Origin of the sequence: Bacillus sp. DTU_2020_1000418_1_SI_GHA_SEK_038, from assembly GCF_032341175.1 — a bacterium.
In the GTDB taxonomy this organism is placed as follows: Bacteria; Bacillota; Bacilli; order Bacillales; family Cytobacillaceae; genus Cytobacillus.
In genome coordinates this window covers 520,478-537,951 of sequence record NZ_CP135435.1, presented here as the reverse complement: position 1 = coordinate 537,951, position 17,474 = coordinate 520,478, and the positions used below count along the sequence as shown (strand labels likewise).

Sequence of the window (17,474 nt, the reverse complement as noted above, 5' to 3'; positions counted from 1 at the left end):
TCCGCTTAAAACCAAGATGGAAAGCAAATTATTAAAGTGAATGCTTATATGGAAAATTAATCTTTTTTACAAACTGGGAGGTAATCATGTGGATGATCCTAGAGTTGGTATTCTAATAGATAATTACATGTATAAGAAGTTAAGATCAGGAAAAGAACGCTATGAGAAGTTTTCTTTTTATGAAGAAGCGGCCAATTCATTAGATATGAGCATATGTTTTTTTCGTTTGGATGATGTTAATGTTGAATCTCGAAAAACGATTGCACAAGTTAGAAATAAGAAAGGGTTTTTAGTTGAAAAAGAAATACAAATTCCGATGGTTATTCATAACAGGGCGGTAACTTCTACCATATTTGCAAAGAAAAAAATTAAAGACCTTTCAAAAATGGGGCACTGGATTTTTAATGAATTTAGTAAGATTGGAAAATGGCAAGTCTATTTAATACTAATCAAAAATGATGACTTGTTTTCACATCTACCTGAAACTGTCCCTGCTAATGGAGAAAACTTTGATAGAATGTTAGAAAAGTATAAAGAAATTATCATTAAACCCACAAGCGGGGGGCTTGGAAGTGGAATAATAAGCATCAGCAAAGGCAAAGAGCACACTTGGAAGGTTCAATATGATCAGCAGATAGGAAAAGGATTGAAGGAAATCGTATTTTCTAATGAATTACCGGATATTATTACAAAAAAACTGTCCCGTGGAAATATCATTCAGCAAAGAATCCCATTGGCTACCTACAAGGGAAATCCTTTTGATTTAAGGGTTTCCGTACAACGAAACGGATGTGGACAGTGGCAAGTAACTGGAATAGTTGCGAAAGTGGCAAAATCCGGAGGGTATCTCACAAATGTTGCAAAAGGTGGAGAATGTAAAGATTTCGCAGTAATATTAGAAAGTTTTCCTTATCTTGAGGCAAAAGAAGTATTTAAAAGTATCGAGCAACTATCTCTTAAAGTAGTGAAAGATTTAAGCAGCTATTACGTTAACCTTGCTGATGTTGGATTGGATATTGGCATTACCAATGAAGGATTCCCAATGTTTATTGAGTGCAATGGTCGAGATCAAAGATATTCCTTCAAAGAAGCTGATATGTATGATGTATGGAAAGAAACGTATGCAACACCCATTAGATATGCTCGTTTCCTTTTAGATTCTATTGGGACAAGTGATAAAAATAGTTCACATAGCACGTAAAAAAGCTTTTATGAAGAAAAGGAGTTTGTTTTCTGGAATATGCCAGAGTACAAACTCCTTTTGACCGCTTTTCTAGTTTTAATGAACCTGTCCTCAATTGGTCTTAGCAAAATGTTAACATTTTATACGGTGGAAACTGCTTAGAAAATTTATCTATCTCTTTCCTTTATCATAAATTTCACCTAATGCTCTTGGAGCACGATTTGATTTAGAGAAAAAGATTAATAACAATAGCGTTAATACATAAGGTAAAATCATGAATAAATCAGTGAAGCTACTTGGTAATGCCATTGATTGCGCAATAAACGCTCCCCCAGATTTTGCAAAACCAAATAATAGACAAGCAGCTAAAGTAGGGAGAATTCTCCAATTACCAAAAATTAATGCAGCAATAGCTAAGAATCCATATCCCATATAAATATTTGAAGAAAAGTTAGCTGAAATGGAATAGGCAAAACACATGCCGCCTAGACCTGATAATAGACCCGATATGAGGACAGCAGAAAACCTAATTTTCGATACATTTACACCTGCTGCATCAACCGATTGAGGATTTTCCCCGCTCGCTCTTAAGCGCATGCCAAATTTAGTTTTATATAAAAGATACCAAGCAAAAATAGCAATCACTACGATAATCACTTCGAACGGATACACGTTCGTAAAGACCGCACCAATCACTGGGATATTGGCTAAACCTTCAACCGTAAACCGCTCCGATACACCTAATCGAAACTTGTCCGAAGCCGCTCCAAATACAAGTGCATTTATTTGTGTCGTTAAGAAAGTCGTTAATGCTAACGCTAAAATATTTATTACGACACCACTGATCACTTGATTGGCTTTAAACTTAATACATAGCACAGCGTGAATAATGGAAAAAGTCATCCCGCCAATCATCGCAAATAGCAACGCCACGTAAAATAGATCTTGGACATCTGCACCAGATGCATTTGCGATTAAAACGGCTGACAGCGCTCCGATGAATGCCCCAAAACCTTGAAAGCCCTCAAGTGCTAAATTGATTATACCGCTCTTTTCACTATATATTCCGCCTATTGCCAAAATAAAAAGAGGCAGAGCAAAGGATAATCCATCAATAATTATTGTATCCATTATGATTCACGCTCCTTTCGATCCACTTCTTTTTCCTTCAGGCGTCGGACTTTATATTTCATGTATTCACCACATGCACTAATCAATAAGATTAACCCAATGATAACTGAGGAAATTTCTTGTCTAATTCCAGCCTGTGAACTCATATACGTGCTTCCTTGATCTATAATAGATACTAAAAATGATGAAAAAATAACACCAATTGGATGGGAGTTTCCTAATAGCGATACAGCGATGGAATCAAAACCGAGACTTGATAATACTTTTGGCTGTATGGAAGAAAAATAACCTAAATAATATGTGACACCTGCAAGACCAGCCAAGCCTCCTGACATAACCATAGCTAAGACTGTATTTCTTCCGACATTAATTCCTGAATATTTTGCTGCATTACGGTTGGAACCAACCGCTTTAAGTTCAAAGCCAACTACTGTTTTGTCCATGACAAACTTTACTAAAATAGCAGTAATGATGGCTAAAATAAAGCCCAATGGAATATCCATTTTCAAGTTGGCTATTTCAACATTCACTAAAGTTAATCTTGCTGCTTCAGAGATATATTTGGATTGTCTTGAAACAGGATCAATATAAAACATCTGAATAAAAAAGCTTATGACATATTGAGCGATATAATTTAACATAATTGTAGATACGACTTCATTAATGTTAAACTTATATTTTAGCCACCCTACTAATCCTCCTATTAATCCTCCAGCGACAAATCCGATTATTAACACAAGCGGCTTTGCGATGATGGCATCTAAACCACTGTAACCAACTATAATCGTCGCTAAAAAACCAGAGACAAGCATTTGACCGGAAACCCCAATATTAAATAGACCTGCTTTAAAAGCAACAGCAACTGCCAAACTTGCAAACACAAGTGGGGTCATAGCATTTAGCAAACTCAAAAAATCAGTCATCATGCTCTTATAGCCAGCATAAGAAGGCTTAGGCAAGATTCCTGCCCCTTGGAATAAGTTATAAAATGCCTGTAAGGGATTTTTTCCAATTAAAAGTATAACTACAGCCGCAGCTATAAAACTTATAATTATGGATACTAATGGAATGGTGATAGGCTGCCATTTCTCATTACTAATTGGTCGAATAAGACTATAACTTAAGGTTTTTTTCTTTTTATCTTTACTCATGCTTTGCCCCCATCATATATTCGCCGACTTCATTTTTCGATAATGACTCACTGCTTGCAATTTTTTGAAGTTGGCCATTATATATAACTCCAATGGTATCCGCCACATTCATAATTTCATCTAACTCTAATGAGATAAGTAAAATCGCTTTTCCTTTATCTCGTTCTTGAATGATCATTTTATGAATATTTTCAATCGCACCAATATCTACTCCTCGTGTAGGCTGAACGAAAATCATAAGCGGCGATTGCAACTCGATTTCGCGAGCAATAATGGCTTTTTGCTGATTACCGCCACTCATCGAACGAACTTGTGTCTTAATACCTTGTCCACTTCTAATATCATATTTTTCAATCAAATGACTGCCAACTTGTTCAAATTCCTCTTTATTTAAGATTCCTTTACTAGAAAATGGCTCCCTATAGTACTGCTTTAATGCTAAATTAATAGATAAATCAAAATCCAAAAATAGTCCAAAGCTTTGTCTATCTTCAGGTATATAAGATATGCCAATTTCTGTTCTATTTCTTATACTTTCTTTCGTAATGTCCTTACCCTCAAGGAATACTTTCCCGCCACTAACCTTTGTTAATCCAGCGATGGCATCCGCTATTTCAACTTGACCATTATCTGCGACTCCAGCAATAGCAAATATTTCGCCACTGTGGATGGTAAAGGATACATCTTTCACTACTTCAAATCCATCTTCATTTTTAACAGTTAGATGTTCTACCTTCAATACTTCCTCTTTAAACTGAGCAGGTGCTTTTTCAGATTCAAAATTTACCTCTCTGCCGACCATTAATTGAGCCATAAGATTAACCGATGTTGTCTTTACATCAAACACATCAACTAATTTGCCTTTGTTCAATACAGCACAACGATCGGCGACTTTCTTAATTTCTTCTAGCTTATGTGTAATTAAGATGATTGTTTTTCCACCGTTTCTTAAGCCTTCGATAATACCAAGCAAGAAATCAATTTCTTGCGGCGTTAAGACTGCAGTTGGTTCATCAAAAATAAGGATTTCTGCTTCACGATAAAGCACCTTTAAAATTTCCACCCGTTGCTGCATCGAAACAGTAAGATCCGCTACTTTTTTCGTAGGATCCACTTCTAAGCCAAAGTTTTTAGACAGTTCTTCAATTTTACGATTTGCACTTCGAATATCTACGTATGGAAATAGACCTGCTAATTTTTTGATTGGCTCGACTCCTAAGGTAATATTCTCTGTAATCGTATAATCAGAAACTAATTTAAAATGCTGATGGACCATTCCAATGTTGAGCTTTGCCGCATGGTTCGGTGAACTGATTTGCACCTTTTCTCCCCGAATAAAAATTTCTCCTTCATCCGGTTCGTACATACCACTAAGAATACTCATCAAAGTTGATTTACCTGCACCATTTTCCCCAAGTAAGGCGAAAATTTCTCCTTTCTTAATGCCAAGGGATACATCATCATTTGCTACTATTCCAGGAAATCGCTTGGTAATATGTTTCATTTCTACAATATAATCAGACATTTTTCGTCTCCTTTATCAGGAAAAATAAGTTAAAAGAAGTTCATCATTCCCTAGTTTCTCTTAAATTAGGAAATGATAAACTTCTATGGTTCATTTATTATAGTGATTGCTATTTAATGTTATAATCCCGGAAACTTTTCAGGAGTATGGCCATTAAAATTAGATGCAGGTACGATTTTACCACCTTTAACTAACTCGTAAGCTTCATTCAATTTACTAAGTGTATCCTCTGATAATTGATGACGTCCTTCTTCTTTTATGAAACCAGTTGAATCTGTATCTGCATAAAGAACGACATTTCCACCTTTAAAGCTTCCATCAACAACAGAATTTAATACCTTTTCAACATTCATACTCATGAATTTTACCGCAGATGTTAATACGATATTTTCAGAACCATTTACACCTTCATCAAATTGGTCAACATCCACACCAACTACTTTTACATTGCCTTTAGCTTCCTTGACTGCTGTGAATACCCCATTACCAGTACCACCTGCAGCAACAAAGATGATATCTGCACCTTGTTTAATTAACGCATTTCCGATAACTTTACCAGTTGCTTCATCAGCAAAAGATCCTGCATAGTTACCACCCACATCGGCACCTGTTACATCCGTCCCTGCATAACCTGATAATTCAACAAGTTCAACATTTTTTCCAAATACTTTATTGGCATAATTTACACCAGATTCAAAGCCAAATTGATAATTTACATTTGAAGGATAAGCTATCCCATTTACAACCGCTACTTTATTTGATTTTGTTTCAAGTGCTGCAGACATTCCTGCAAAAAAGCCACTTTCTTGTTCGGCGAAATTCATCGCATATATATTATCGAACTCTTTTTGGTCACCTACAGGTGCGGGCTCAGAGTCATTTAAAATAAAGATTTTATCAGGATTTTCTACAGCAATACTAGAAACTCCAGCAAATTGAAACCCAGGTGTTACAATAACATCATAATCTGCCACAATATCAGCAACTGCTTGTACAGCCGCAGCAGGATCACCAGTTTCTTCTCTAACAGCCTTTACTGTTGCTGTTGGATTCTTTTCAATAAATTTCAAAATACCATTATAGTTATCTTCATTAAAGCTGCCATCATCAACGCCTGAAGGACTAGTTACAATGGCAATTTTTAATCCTTCTTCACCTTTTCCAGACTTAGCTTCTTTTTCATTAGCTGAGTCATTTCCGCATGCTGCCATTACGACAGTCATTAAAGCAAGAAATAATATCATTACGATTTTCTTTGTACTTTTATTCATTGAAATTATCCTCCTCTGATAATCATGTTGAATTGTCGTTTTTGTAAAAATTAAAAAGCACCGTGTTACACCGGTGCTTGACTTCAGGAAGGTAGCTAATGGAAATAACGAACAAACTTATCTCCATTTTTATATACACAACCTCGTAGTCAAGCTATTTATGGTAGCTTGGTAGAAACTTTCGGGCCATATCCCCAACATTATACGAGAATAATATTTAATTTTTACTAACCCATAGTAACATCAGAAATTCTAATCGTCAATAAAAACACGAACATTTATTTCAAAAAAGTAATCAACATTCGCAAATCGGATGGTAACCACTTCAAAATATTCATATAAAACGAATTTTCAATAAGATATCCTTAACATTAAGAAATTAATAGGAGATTAGTATGTGAAATAATTCCAGACTAACTAAATATGAAAGAAAAAGAAGCCTCCCACAAGTTCAGTGAACTTATGAGAAGCTTCAGTTAATTTACCTATATATTAGCAAAATGTTAGCATTTTACTAACACAAATTCTTTTCAATTTCCCACAATTCTAACTACTCATGAATATGAATTTTACTTAGAAAATAGATGCTCGCTACCTTCCTGCCAAAAACAACCCAATTTGTGCCATCAATGTACTACCAATATATGTTCCACTAAATACGAAAATAGCAACAATGGCAACTTTCCAAGAGGTATTTTTTAAATCCACTAATCGGTTGGCGACAGAAATTCCAGCAAAGGTAAGAATTGGCGTTGTGATAGAAAGGAAATCCACCGCTCGAATGGCTTGCACAAAAAAGTCAGAGATCAGGCACATAAGAAGTGAAGTAATCGCAACCCATCCTAACACTGGAAATTCCCTTAGAAAATTAATTGGACTCGTTTTGAGCTTTTCCGAAATAAGAATTCCAATCATAGAAAACACCCATAACGCAATCAGCCCTACTATCGTCATCCCGGTAACTGCCATAGATTCAGGGTTTTTTAAATGCTTAATAAACTGGGTAAACATGATAAGTGAAAGACTAAATAAAATGATTAAACCATATTTAATATATGAATTACGCAGTGCGTTTTGCATTTTTATCACCTCTGGTTAAAAATCTATACATGAACTTCTGTAATGGAACCGCAAGAAATACCATTGTAAACGTACCTAGGAAACTAGTTAGCAACTGACTTGCAGATGCATAGGCTAAAATAGTGCTCTCCATTTCTGGAACTTGTGCAACTAAAGAAGCGGCAGCGGCACTCATCATACTTCCAGAGCCCATACCTGATGCCATAGCTAAAGCTTCAACACTGAAACCAAATTTAAGTAATATTGGGGCGAAAATACTGAAAAATATCGTTCCAAATAATGTACCGATAATATATAAGGATAAGACCCCTCTTCCTTCATCAGAATCCAATGTATACTTTTCTGAAATATAAGCAAGTTCACCTTCACGACCAATTCCAAGAGTAGCTCCAATGGCTTCTCGTCGTAATCCAAGCATAAGCGCAACCGGTAGACCTAGTAGAACAGTTCCGAGGTTTCCAAGTTCCTGAGCTAAGAATACCCAGCCAATCTGAAGAATTTCACCTAATTTTGGGGCAACATCTGCACCATATCGCGCCATAAGAGGCAGCATAATGAAAATCAAGTACTTTCCAGCGAATTCAACATTCTTTTCACTATAAACCTTTTTCCATAAGCCTTTACGGAAAACATTCAATCCTAAAACCATCGTAATGATAATCGCAAACACAAGCGGCAATAAGCCAATTGTAAAAGTACCAATTTGAATACTTTGGAACCCAATCATTTCAGCAGCTGTAATGACTACTAGTGCAAATATAATGAGATAAATAAAGTTTTTATTCATTTCCGATTCCTTTCTTGTCCATAATTTCATTGATTAAATCGATATATTCTTCATAACTTCTTTTATACAATCTTGAAGTGTCAATATTCCCATTCATTTTTTCAAAAACCTGTGCTAAAAATCGCGGGAAAATCTCATAAATAAATTGAGGGTCGATATCGATAAAGTCATCTCCATGAATTGTTCCAGTAAACCCGCTGTAACCAATCTGAATGCAAGGAATCATATATGACAGATCACCAATATCTCCGGCTGCACTGATCGGATCATCATTATATATCACGTCAATTTCATCATTTTCTTCAAATGCTTCCCATACAAATTCTGATAAATAACGCTCTTGTTTAAAAGGTAAATAACCCATCTGAGTAGAAATTTCCACGTCTCCTTGCAGTGCAATTGCACTTCCTTTTGCAGCATCATCTAGTTTAACTGCAGCTTCCTTCATATATTCAGTGGATAATGTTCGCAAATCCGTCCCTACTGTAATAGCATTTGGTATAACATTCGTTGACATATCTGATTCCATCACAATCGGATTAACTCGTACCTTTTCAGAATCCTTAAATTGTTGACGGCTTAAGCCGACAGCTACATTAAACAATGTAGACATGTTATACGCATTTTTTGAGGAGAACGGATCAAATCCTGCATGAGTTGCCTTTCCGATAAATTTATATTTTTTATATAGAAATCCAGCTAAATCACAATTCGTATTAATCGTTCGTTTAGCAAAATCCCCGCCAATAGCATGAACAGAGATGCCCAAATCAATATCATCAAACACACCAAGTCTCATCGCTTCCGGCTTACCTCCATAATGCGTGATCTTGTTTTGTTTTATTAATTCTTCACGATAAGCTAGATCCAAATATTCCTCTGCTGGCACAAAGATAAAGGAAATTTTATAGTTAAAATCCTTGTATACATTTGACTTCACAAAGTAATTGTATAAAGCAAGGGCAATAGCAACCTGTGTGTAATGGCCACAGTTATGGGCAGCACCCGTATTTTTATCTGCATGCATATGTGAAGGGGAATACACCGCGTCTAATTCTGCAATAAAAGCAACATGTAATTTTTTATCTTGATCTCCCAAAGTTGTTTTGAAACCAGTTAGACTGAATTTCTCAATCTGAACATTCTCATTAATAGACTTCAAAGAATCAATAATTTTCTCTTTCGTGCGTTCCTCTTTATATCCTAATTCGGGATGATAATATAAATCTTCTGCAAACTTTTTTATTTCCTCGTATTGGTTTTTGAAAATCATTTGTTTACCCCTTCTAATAGATATAATTTAATTTTTCAAACATCTTTAATTTCACTCATATATTTATTATTGGTTATTGAGGATACTTCTATCACTCATTTCCATCCCATATATTTCAAATTCACTTTAATATATCATTCGCATTTAACAATATTAATTTACAAAAAACTGTAATATATCGAAAGGAAAACATATAACACGAACGTTTTATATTTTATTCTATTTATCGTTCGATATCAACTGAAATTTTCCTAATATAATATTTTCCATATTACAGACAGCTGTAATGAAATGAAGAATTTTATTCATTTTACCTTCAGTATTCCCAAATCCCCCTAAAAATTAAATTTGTAAAGCTTTGATATTAATTTTTCATAATTCAACCGAAATCTTGACAGTAGTTTCATACAAAAGAACAAATGACGAAAAAATATGTACCTCTACATCACAAAAAAAGCCTCCCAAAAGTTTAGTGCACTTTTAAGAAGCATTTTATATAAACAGATTGCTAGGTCTAGTTTCGTATTGCCAAAAATGTGCTATTTCCGTTTATTATTTTCAGAATAGTATTTAACAAAAAGAGTCAAATTGAACAGTTGTTTCAGTCTTTTTACATATCGAGAAACATATACTCAGTAAGGATGACGTTAGAATAGGAGGATATAAATGACAAACAACGACCTGTTAAGCTTCTATGATCCCTATGTTTATCAGACATTAGCAACCATTGTTGGAAGTACGGTTACTGTTCAAACCATAAGAGGCAGCGTCCGTGGTTCCTTGAAAAATGTATTGCCAGATCACATAGTTGTTGAGTCTAACGGAACTCCCTTCTTTATTCGTACCCAGCAAATTATTTGGGTTTTTCCTGGTTAGCAAAAAGGAAGGGGAGGGAAAATAATGATTAAAAGAATAAATAAATTGGCAATTGAACTTCCTATACCTGCACACGGCGATATGAATGCTGCAGCAGCAGTACAAGAGCTCTTAGGTGGCAAGTTTGGGGAGATGTCTACCTTAAATAACTATATGTTTCAGTCTTTTAACTTCAGAAATAAAAAAAAGCTAAAGCCATTCTATGAGTTAGTGGCAAGCATTACAGCAGAAGAATTTGGTCATGTAGAACTTGTTTCTAATACGATTAATTTGTTATCAGTAGGTAATACTTTTCCAGGGAATCCAGATATCACTCCACTTCAAAATGGGAAGGATGCGAGAAACACCCACCATTTTATTTCCACAGCTCAAACGGCTATACCAGGTGATTCAATGGGAAGACCTTGGACTGGTGATAATGTTTTCAATAGCGGTAATCTGGTTTTAGATTTAACACATAACTTTTTTCTAGAGATTGGTGCACGTACACATAAAATGAGAGTTTATGAGATGACTGATAACCCAGTTGCTAGAACCATGATTGGGTATTTACTTGTTCGTGGAGGAACACATATCCTCGCCTATGCGAAAGCAATCGAAATTGCTACAGGGGCAGACTTGACAAAAATGCTTCCAGTTCCAAATCTTGATAACTCAAAATTTGATTATGCCCGACCGTTCATAGAAAAAGGCTTAAGCAATGTGCTATTCACTTGGAGCGAAACAGAATACAGGGATATCGGAATGATTTGGAAAGGAACAAATCCGGAAAATGGGCAACCGCTTGAAGTGAAAATTGGTACTCCTGAAGGCGGACCAATCCCAGACTTAGAGGAATTACCTGAAGAATTTGCTCCTGGTATTACTAGGGACGATTATGAACTAATCAAAAAACGTCTAATGGAAAATTTATAATGGGTTTTTTGCAGGAAAAATATTAATAAAATTTTATTTTTTTAGCGAACGGCAACAGCCACTGTTCGCTATTTTCATTCATACTTCAACAATCCTAGTTGACACTTAAATAGAATCAGTTTGAATTCCTCTTAAAGTCTTGATACACAAAGTTTAACAACACAAAAAACCACTCCCTAATTTTTATAGGAAGTGGTTATTGCTATTGATATAAATTTTTACATAACTACTTCACAAAACAGGTGAAAATTAGGTGGAGAAATAGCCTTAACTATTCCTCCTATGAAAGGCTCAAAAGCCTTACATCATGCCGCCCTTAAGGTGAGAGGGTGTAATATCTTTAACATGATGTACGTAAAAAGCGATAAACCAAGGTTTTCCTGAATCTGAGTTGTAACATCTATAACGGGCATTTACTATTTTTCATGAGATTGCGTTAGCAAAATGTTAGCATTTTAAAACAATTATGTTGGTGGGTTTATTAGACTTTAAATCGTTTAAAAGAAAAGATTTTAACTAAAATTGCACCATATACTTTTAAAAAACTGCCAATAATTATGGATTTGAGCATAATTACTCGGTGTTTCTTATTCTCTCATATACAGGGGTTAGAGTTGGCAATTAGTTGAACTTAAGTGGAAAGATGTTGATTTTGTAAAACATTAATGAAGAGATAATCAATGCTCCATTCCGATGATCAACTTACGAAGAATGTGTACCCTCTTGTAACCGAAGAAATCAAAAAAGAAGCTTCCCACAAGTTTGTTCAACTCATGAGAAGCCTCCGTTAAAAACCTCATGTTAACAAAATGTTAACATTCCACTCTCTTCTTACTTTAAATGTAATTTAGCTGTTCATCTTCCGTTCATATTCAATTTTATAGAAAATGAAGGAACTACCTTTATTATTGAATTGCCTGCAAGTTAGTAAGATCTTTTATTCATCTTCATGTAACGAAAAGACATGAAAAAGAGACTTCTCAATAGTTGCTCAACTAATGAGAAACCTCCGTTAAACTTCATGTTAACAAAATGTCAGCATTTACTATGACACGACACTTATATGGAAGGCATACCGTTTTCTTTCCGTTTATATCGCATTGCTTCTGGTATGTACACACAAAATGGTTCACTCTCCATGTAGTCTCCTGTTATAGCGTACGTTCTAGATCGTGAGCCGCCGCATACATGCCGGTATTCACAAATCCCGCATTTTCCTTTATACATATCTGGGTTGCGAATATCTTTCAAGATTGGGGATTCCCGGTAAATTTCTTTTAACGGCTGATCACGAACATTCCCCAACCTAATGGGGAGAAGCCCACTAGGCATTACATCACCCGTGTGTGAGATGAAAATAAAGCCGTTTCCATCATTCACTCCTTTTGGTGCCCGTCCTAATCCATCAACCCGTGAAGCATGATCAGAAGTGATCGTATCTTCATAATGAATCTTGTTTTTGTTCAGCTTGTGTTCTTTAACTTTTTCTTGTAGAACAACTCTGCGATAATGTTGTGCAGCAGTTAGCTTAATATCATAGGATGATGTCTTATTTAGATTATAGAGCCAGCGAAATACTTTTTCATGTTCAACTGGTGTAATACACGTATCCAATTGACCTCTTCCAGTGGGTACCATGAGGAAAATATACCACATGACCGCACCTAAATCTTCTACTAATTCTGCCATTTCTTCCAGGTAATCGTAATTATATTTGGAGATCACCGTATTAATTTGTAATGGCATACCGAGTTCATTAAGGTAGATTATTTTTTCTATAGTTAAATCAAAGGAGCCAGATGTTCCACGAAACTGATCGTGGATTTCAGGGTTAGGACCATCAAGACTGAATGCCCAACGGGATAATCCGATTTTTTTTGCTTTTTCCATTTTTTCTTTTGTGACATTATCTGTTGCACTTGGTGTAATGGAAACACGCATACCTTTCTTCACGGCATAATTGGCCAAGTCAAATAAGTCCTCTCTCATCATGCAATCCCCACCAGAAAAGACGAGCATTGGATTATTCATTTCATAGATTTGATCAATCAGTTGGATGCCTTCCTCATGGGTGAGTTCATTTGGGTGAGGTTTAGTTTGTGCATCTGCCCGGCAGTGTACACAACGAAGCTGACAGGCCCTCGTAACCTCCCAAATTGCAATAAATGGGTTTTTGTTAAAGTCAATTGTTTTACCGGAACTACGAGGATGTCCATTGCTATACATACTACCACCCAATTTCTAATAGATTTTATTATTCCAAATTCCCTAGTTATTCGTTTTCTGTTCCCAGGGAGTAGGACACTTTAAATCCCTGATGAATAGCATCTGCTAGGGAAGAATACCCCGCTGCGTCACCAATTACATATAAGTTTTAAACATGATCTATTAGGGTTGCTTCTAAAGGATTAAAAGGCTGAACCCCCATCGCCATCACCACTTGATCCGTTTCGATTATGGTTTGTTCTCCCGATATTTTATCTTGTATAATAATAGTTTCCGTAAGTATCTTAGAAACGTTATGGTTAGTGATAATATTCACATTGTAGGCCTCTAGCTTTTTTATCAGGCGTGCTCTTGTCTCAGAACTAATTATTCTTCCTGGTTTTGAAAAACAGCCCAGTTTTTCAACTGGGACAAATACAGGTCGTGCACTGTCACTCTGCCTATTTTTCATTCTTATCATCTTCATCAAGGATTAAATCCTTTGTAGAACTTTTAAATTCTTTTAAGGTTTGACCAACCGCACGCCCTAATTCAGGCAATTTTTTAGGTCCAAAAATAATTAGTGCAAGAACTAAGATTAAAATTAATCCTGGAATTCCAATATTGGATATCATCCTACCCTCTCTCCTTTCTGCGATAAATGATTCAATTTTGTACAGATCGTACAGATTTCATCATGTTCACGCACTGTTTTAAAAGAATGATTGCAAGCATGGCATGTTTTCTCGTAAACAGGAAAATGAATCTCTTTCGTTTTTATAATTTGATCTTCGACTATGATTGCTTTCTCAGGACAAATATCTGCACATAAACCGCAAGAATTACATCCCTGCATTGAGAGAGAAAAGTGTCCTTCTTGAATATCAAAACATTTTTGGTCACAAATTCTTTCACAAACCGCACAGAGCGTACATTTATCCATGTCAACCGTTATGTTGATAAATTGGAAATCAGTATAATACTGACGCAAATTTAAAGCATCATGATTAAAACGCCACTTAGCAGGTGTCATCTGCTTCATTAAAGATTTACTTTCTTTTTTCCACCATGAGAAAAGTTCTCTTCTCGAGTAAATTTCCTCATCCTTCACAGAATCGATCGAAATCGAAAAAGGAGATTCCCCTAGTTCCAAGAGCATTTGGTTTACTCGTTCCACCCGATGCATCCATTCTTGGATGAAGGATTCATCTTCAAAAATAATGGAATGAACGCCCTTTTTATGAAGAATAAGCAATTCGTTTATTGTTGGAAAATGGCGATTTGAAATCATTAGACAATTTTGTTTGATTTCCCTTTTCGGAAGGATGCCCGCAACAGCTTGAACAGGGCATGCTGCCATACATTCTCCGCACTGCACACATTCAGAATGATCGATAACCGGCTTTCCGTTCTTTATTGAAATAGCTTGCTTTTCACAGGCCTCCACACATTTTGTACAATTAGAATGATGGCTTTTATGACGAGTACAGGAAGATAATATTTCATATTCATAATCTAAGCTTTCTACCCACTTACTTAATAATGCCATCTAAGCCACCACCTATTTTTGAGTGCTTTTCTCTCACAATTTAATTCTAATAGGAACCGTTCAATCTGAGGAGTGTGGGTTCCTCTACACTTAAGCCTATTAAATTGTGCATGTTTAATAGTCCATTCCTACTTATATAAAGCAAAATTCGAATAACAATTGAATGATTGGTGAACAAATGATGAATTTTGTATTAAACCTAATTTATTTATGGGTTTTATCCTTAAACACTCCGTCATAAAACAGACAAAATCCTTTAACTTTAAACGTGGAATTACACTGAATGAACTTAAAAAGATATTGAATAATGAATTTTAACAGCGACCATTAAGTTTAGAAAATCTACGTTATTCTGAAGGTACACACCGGTCATTTCTTCAATCTTTTTAAGCCGGTTTCTTAACGTATTAGGATGAATGTACAACGCCTCTGATACTTCATTAATGTTTCCTTGATACTGAAAATAGGCTTTAAGGGTCTTTAGATATTCTGTTCCGAGTTTGTTGTCACTTTCAATTAAAGATGACAGATATTCTTCACAAAAATCATGTAGAATCTCCTTATGCAAATGAATGATGAGATTAAATATACCTAGATCATTAATATGAAAGACATGATTATTTTCCAACCATACTTTGCCAAACGACAAAGCCATTTTGGCCTCTTGATAACTTTTATTAAGATTCACGCTGTCCTGACACCATTTCCCGATACCTATATGAAATTGGCAGCCGGACCAATGACTCGAAAGCTCCTTTTCAATCGTTGCAGCTATTTCAAAGACAAAGCTCTTCCTATTACTTGGATTGCGATTTTCATCATCTTTCAAGAGAACAACCATTTGATCCTGAAACGAAAATAGAATGACCTGATCATTTAAATAGGATAGATGATTTTGTAAAAAAACAATCATCTCATCCATCCACTCCAAATTCATCATCCACTCATCTGACAAGGCAGCATCAATGACAAATAGATGATGCGGCTTTTCTAAGTCCCACCCCCACGTTTTTGCTTGTTTGATTAGGACCTTTTTGGACTCAAACTTGCGATAGAGAAGATCATAAATAAAATGCTCTTTCATTTGTTCCCGCTGCTCTCGAATGATTTCTTCTGTTTGAAAAAAGAGAGCTGACAATCCAATGAATTTATCAAGGATGATCCTCTGCCATTCCTTCAAATTCGCTAAAGTCACTAGGGTTAGCTGAACTTGTCCCGCAATGTTCATGATATATTGTTCATAAGGTTCATCTACTCCCATAACAGGGTTATCTTCAGGTAAGGAAATGTTCGAATTGTTTGCCTTCCTCTTATCACGCCTATCATTTTGCAGCCACTGTAACACCTTTTCAATATCTTCTTCTGAACCGATTTGCCAAAGGAGCTGGTTATTTTCATCAAAAAAAAGAAAGGGTGTTTCTAAAGCTGCAGAAAGATTTTCAGCAATCTTCATAAACCCTTTATTCATAAAACCATTTAACTCCATACTCAGCATACTGAAGGCATGATGCTGTTTCTTAACTTCAAGAAAATCTGAAATAGATAAAGCTTCTTCTGCTCTCACTAGCGGCACTTTACATTCGCGCAGCAGTAAAAGACAATCCTCTTGAATGTTGATTTCATGTCGATGACAAAGGATGATTCCAATGAGATTTGAATCTTGAATCAATTGATTGACGAAATTTTTATTGCTTAGCTTTAAACATTCCTCATCCGAATCAAGCAGAAGTAAAGTTGAACTTTCAAACCATTGATCAGGAATGGTGGTTGAAACGGTTTCAAAATAAGTATTTTCCTTTGGCAAGGAAGTTAAAAAAGTAAGTTGATATAGCGGAATACGAAATAAAACATCCTGTAATAAAATCTTCATAGATGTTTATCATCCTTCTCTTAAAAAAATATGCCCCTTTTGTTTTTTTAGTATGTTAATAGAAGGCCGTGTATATGCAACAATAGGCACATCTGCATCTTGGAAATTATTAGACGTAATTTCATCTGAAGATACCCTCATGATGCTCAATGCACTTGTTATGCAGTTTTCTACACATACTGGTCTTAAGCCTTCTTCAATCCGATCCACACAAAAATTACATTTATCCACCCGATTTGTTTTTGGATTTAACTTTAAAGCATCGAAAGGACATGCCTCAACGCATCTCTGACACCCTTTACAGCGGCTTGGATTATGGACAACAATCCCGTCCTCGCGTACTTGAAAGTTATTCTCAGGACAAATATATACACAAACCGGATTCATACAATGATTACAAGAGATCGAAATATGCAGTGGCGGTTCATCTACATCTGTTTCAATTGTCATTACATTTCTGCGATGCATCCCCATCAATCCATAAAAGTCATTACAAGCCATTTCACAGGTTTTACAATTAATACACCTGTTAAGATCGATGGAAAATACTAAATGCGATGTCATAAAGTAATTCCTTCTTTCTTAAATATTTCTGAAAACTCCTTTTATCACCTATAAATAAATGTTAAAGAAGAATAGATTTCTTAAACTTATAACT

The 17,474-nt window shown here is 35.5% G+C and carries 16 protein-coding genes and 1 riboswitch; of the genes, 3 read left to right on the top strand and 13 right to left on the bottom strand.

The window, feature by feature from the left end; genetic code table 11:
- Positions 1-88 precede the first annotated feature (88 nt).
- Positions 89-1,201: a YheC/YheD family endospore coat-associated protein gene (locus tag RRV45_RS02860; protein ID WP_315667242.1), complete on the top strand. Its 1,113-nt coding sequence runs from the start codon at positions 89-91 to the stop codon at positions 1,199-1,201.
- A 153-nt stretch (positions 1,202-1,354) separates the two neighbouring features.
- Here the strand turns inward: RRV45_RS02860 and RRV45_RS02855 are convergent, their stop codons facing one another.
- The 7 genes from RRV45_RS02855 to RRV45_RS02825 all read right to left on the bottom strand — a co-directional run bounded on the left by RRV45_RS02855 (position 1,355) and on the right by RRV45_RS02825 (position 9,401).
- Positions 1,355-2,314 (bottom strand): ABC transporter permease, encoded by a 960-nt coding sequence (locus RRV45_RS02855; protein ID WP_315667241.1) that lies wholly within the window; start codon positions 2,312-2,314, stop codon positions 1,355-1,357.
- Positions 2,314-3,465 (bottom strand): ABC transporter permease, encoded by a 1,152-nt coding sequence (locus tag RRV45_RS02850; protein WP_315667240.1) that lies wholly within the window; start codon positions 3,463-3,465, stop codon positions 2,314-2,316. Before RRV45_RS02850 ends, RRV45_RS02855 begins: the two co-directional genes overlap by 1 nt.
- Complete coding sequence (locus RRV45_RS02845; RefSeq protein ID WP_315667239.1) at positions 3,458-4,990, bottom strand: ABC transporter ATP-binding protein; 1,533 nt, start codon at positions 4,988-4,990, stop codon at positions 3,458-3,460. The genes RRV45_RS02850 and RRV45_RS02845 overlap by 8 nt, the downstream gene beginning before the upstream one ends.
- A gap of 119 nt (positions 4,991-5,109) precedes the next feature.
- On the bottom strand, positions 5,110-6,261 hold the full coding sequence (locus RRV45_RS02840; RefSeq protein ID WP_315667238.1) for a BMP family lipoprotein: 1,152 nt from the start codon (positions 6,259-6,261) through the stop codon (positions 5,110-5,112).
- A 126-nt stretch (positions 6,262-6,387) separates the two neighbouring features.
- Positions 6,388-6,489: riboswitch (purine riboswitch) on the bottom strand.
- A gap of 363 nt (positions 6,490-6,852) precedes the next feature.
- Positions 6,853-7,341, bottom strand: coding sequence for a hypothetical protein (locus RRV45_RS02835; protein WP_315667237.1), 489 nt, complete (start codon positions 7,339-7,341; stop codon positions 6,853-6,855).
- The gene (locus RRV45_RS02830) at positions 7,322-8,128 is read right to left on the bottom strand and encodes a DUF3100 domain-containing protein (protein ID WP_315667236.1); all 807 of its coding nucleotides are present in this window, start codon (positions 8,126-8,128) and stop codon (positions 7,322-7,324) included. Before RRV45_RS02830 ends, RRV45_RS02835 begins: the two co-directional genes overlap by 20 nt.
- Complete coding sequence (locus RRV45_RS02825) at positions 8,121-9,401, bottom strand: M20/M25/M40 family metallo-hydrolase (protein WP_315667235.1); 1,281 nt, start codon at positions 9,399-9,401, stop codon at positions 8,121-8,123. Before RRV45_RS02825 ends, RRV45_RS02830 begins: the two co-directional genes overlap by 8 nt.
- 666 nt (positions 9,402-10,067) lie before the next feature.
- On the opposite strand from RRV45_RS02825, the gene RRV45_RS02820 reads away from it, so the two are divergent.
- Complete coding sequence (locus tag RRV45_RS02820) at positions 10,068-10,277, top strand: YuzF family protein (RefSeq protein ID WP_315667233.1); 210 nt, start codon at positions 10,068-10,070, stop codon at positions 10,275-10,277.
- A 24-nt stretch (positions 10,278-10,301) separates the two neighbouring features.
- On the top strand, positions 10,302-11,192 hold the full coding sequence (locus tag RRV45_RS02815; protein WP_315667232.1) for a manganese catalase family protein: 891 nt from the start codon (positions 10,302-10,304) through the stop codon (positions 11,190-11,192).
- A 1,059-nt stretch (positions 11,193-12,251) separates the two neighbouring features.
- Here the strand turns inward: RRV45_RS02815 and RRV45_RS02810 are convergent.
- The 6 genes from RRV45_RS02810 to RRV45_RS02785 all read right to left on the bottom strand — a co-directional run bounded on the left by RRV45_RS02810 (position 12,252) and on the right by RRV45_RS02785 (position 17,380).
- A complete protein-coding gene (locus RRV45_RS02810) occupies positions 12,252-13,418 on the bottom strand; it encodes a TIGR04053 family radical SAM/SPASM domain-containing protein (protein ID WP_315667231.1) in 1,167 nt (388 codons plus the stop codon).
- 148 nt (positions 13,419-13,566) lie between these two features.
- Positions 13,567-13,869 carry a hypothetical protein gene (locus tag RRV45_RS02805; protein ID WP_315667230.1) on the bottom strand — a complete coding sequence of 101 codons (303 nt, stop codon included), beginning with the start codon at positions 13,867-13,869 and terminating at the stop codon, positions 13,567-13,569.
- The gene (gene tatA / locus RRV45_RS02800; RefSeq protein WP_315667228.1) at positions 13,859-14,032 is read right to left on the bottom strand and encodes a twin-arginine translocase TatA/TatE family subunit; all 174 of its coding nucleotides are present in this window, start codon (positions 14,030-14,032) and stop codon (positions 13,859-13,861) included. Before tatA ends, RRV45_RS02805 begins: the two co-directional genes overlap by 11 nt.
- The gene (locus RRV45_RS02795) at positions 14,029-14,946 is read right to left on the bottom strand and encodes a 4Fe-4S dicluster domain-containing protein (RefSeq protein WP_315667227.1); all 918 of its coding nucleotides are present in this window, start codon (positions 14,944-14,946) and stop codon (positions 14,029-14,031) included. The genes tatA and RRV45_RS02795 overlap by 4 nt, the downstream gene beginning before the upstream one ends.
- Positions 14,947-15,235: 289 nt before the next feature.
- The gene (locus tag RRV45_RS02790) at positions 15,236-16,816 is read right to left on the bottom strand and encodes a PucR family transcriptional regulator (RefSeq protein ID WP_315667226.1); all 1,581 of its coding nucleotides are present in this window, start codon (positions 16,814-16,816) and stop codon (positions 15,236-15,238) included.
- A gap of 9 nt (positions 16,817-16,825) precedes the next feature.
- Positions 16,826-17,380, bottom strand: coding sequence for a 4Fe-4S dicluster domain-containing protein (locus tag RRV45_RS02785; RefSeq protein WP_315667225.1), 555 nt, complete (start codon positions 17,378-17,380; stop codon positions 16,826-16,828).
- Positions 17,381-17,474: the final 94 nt, after the last annotated feature.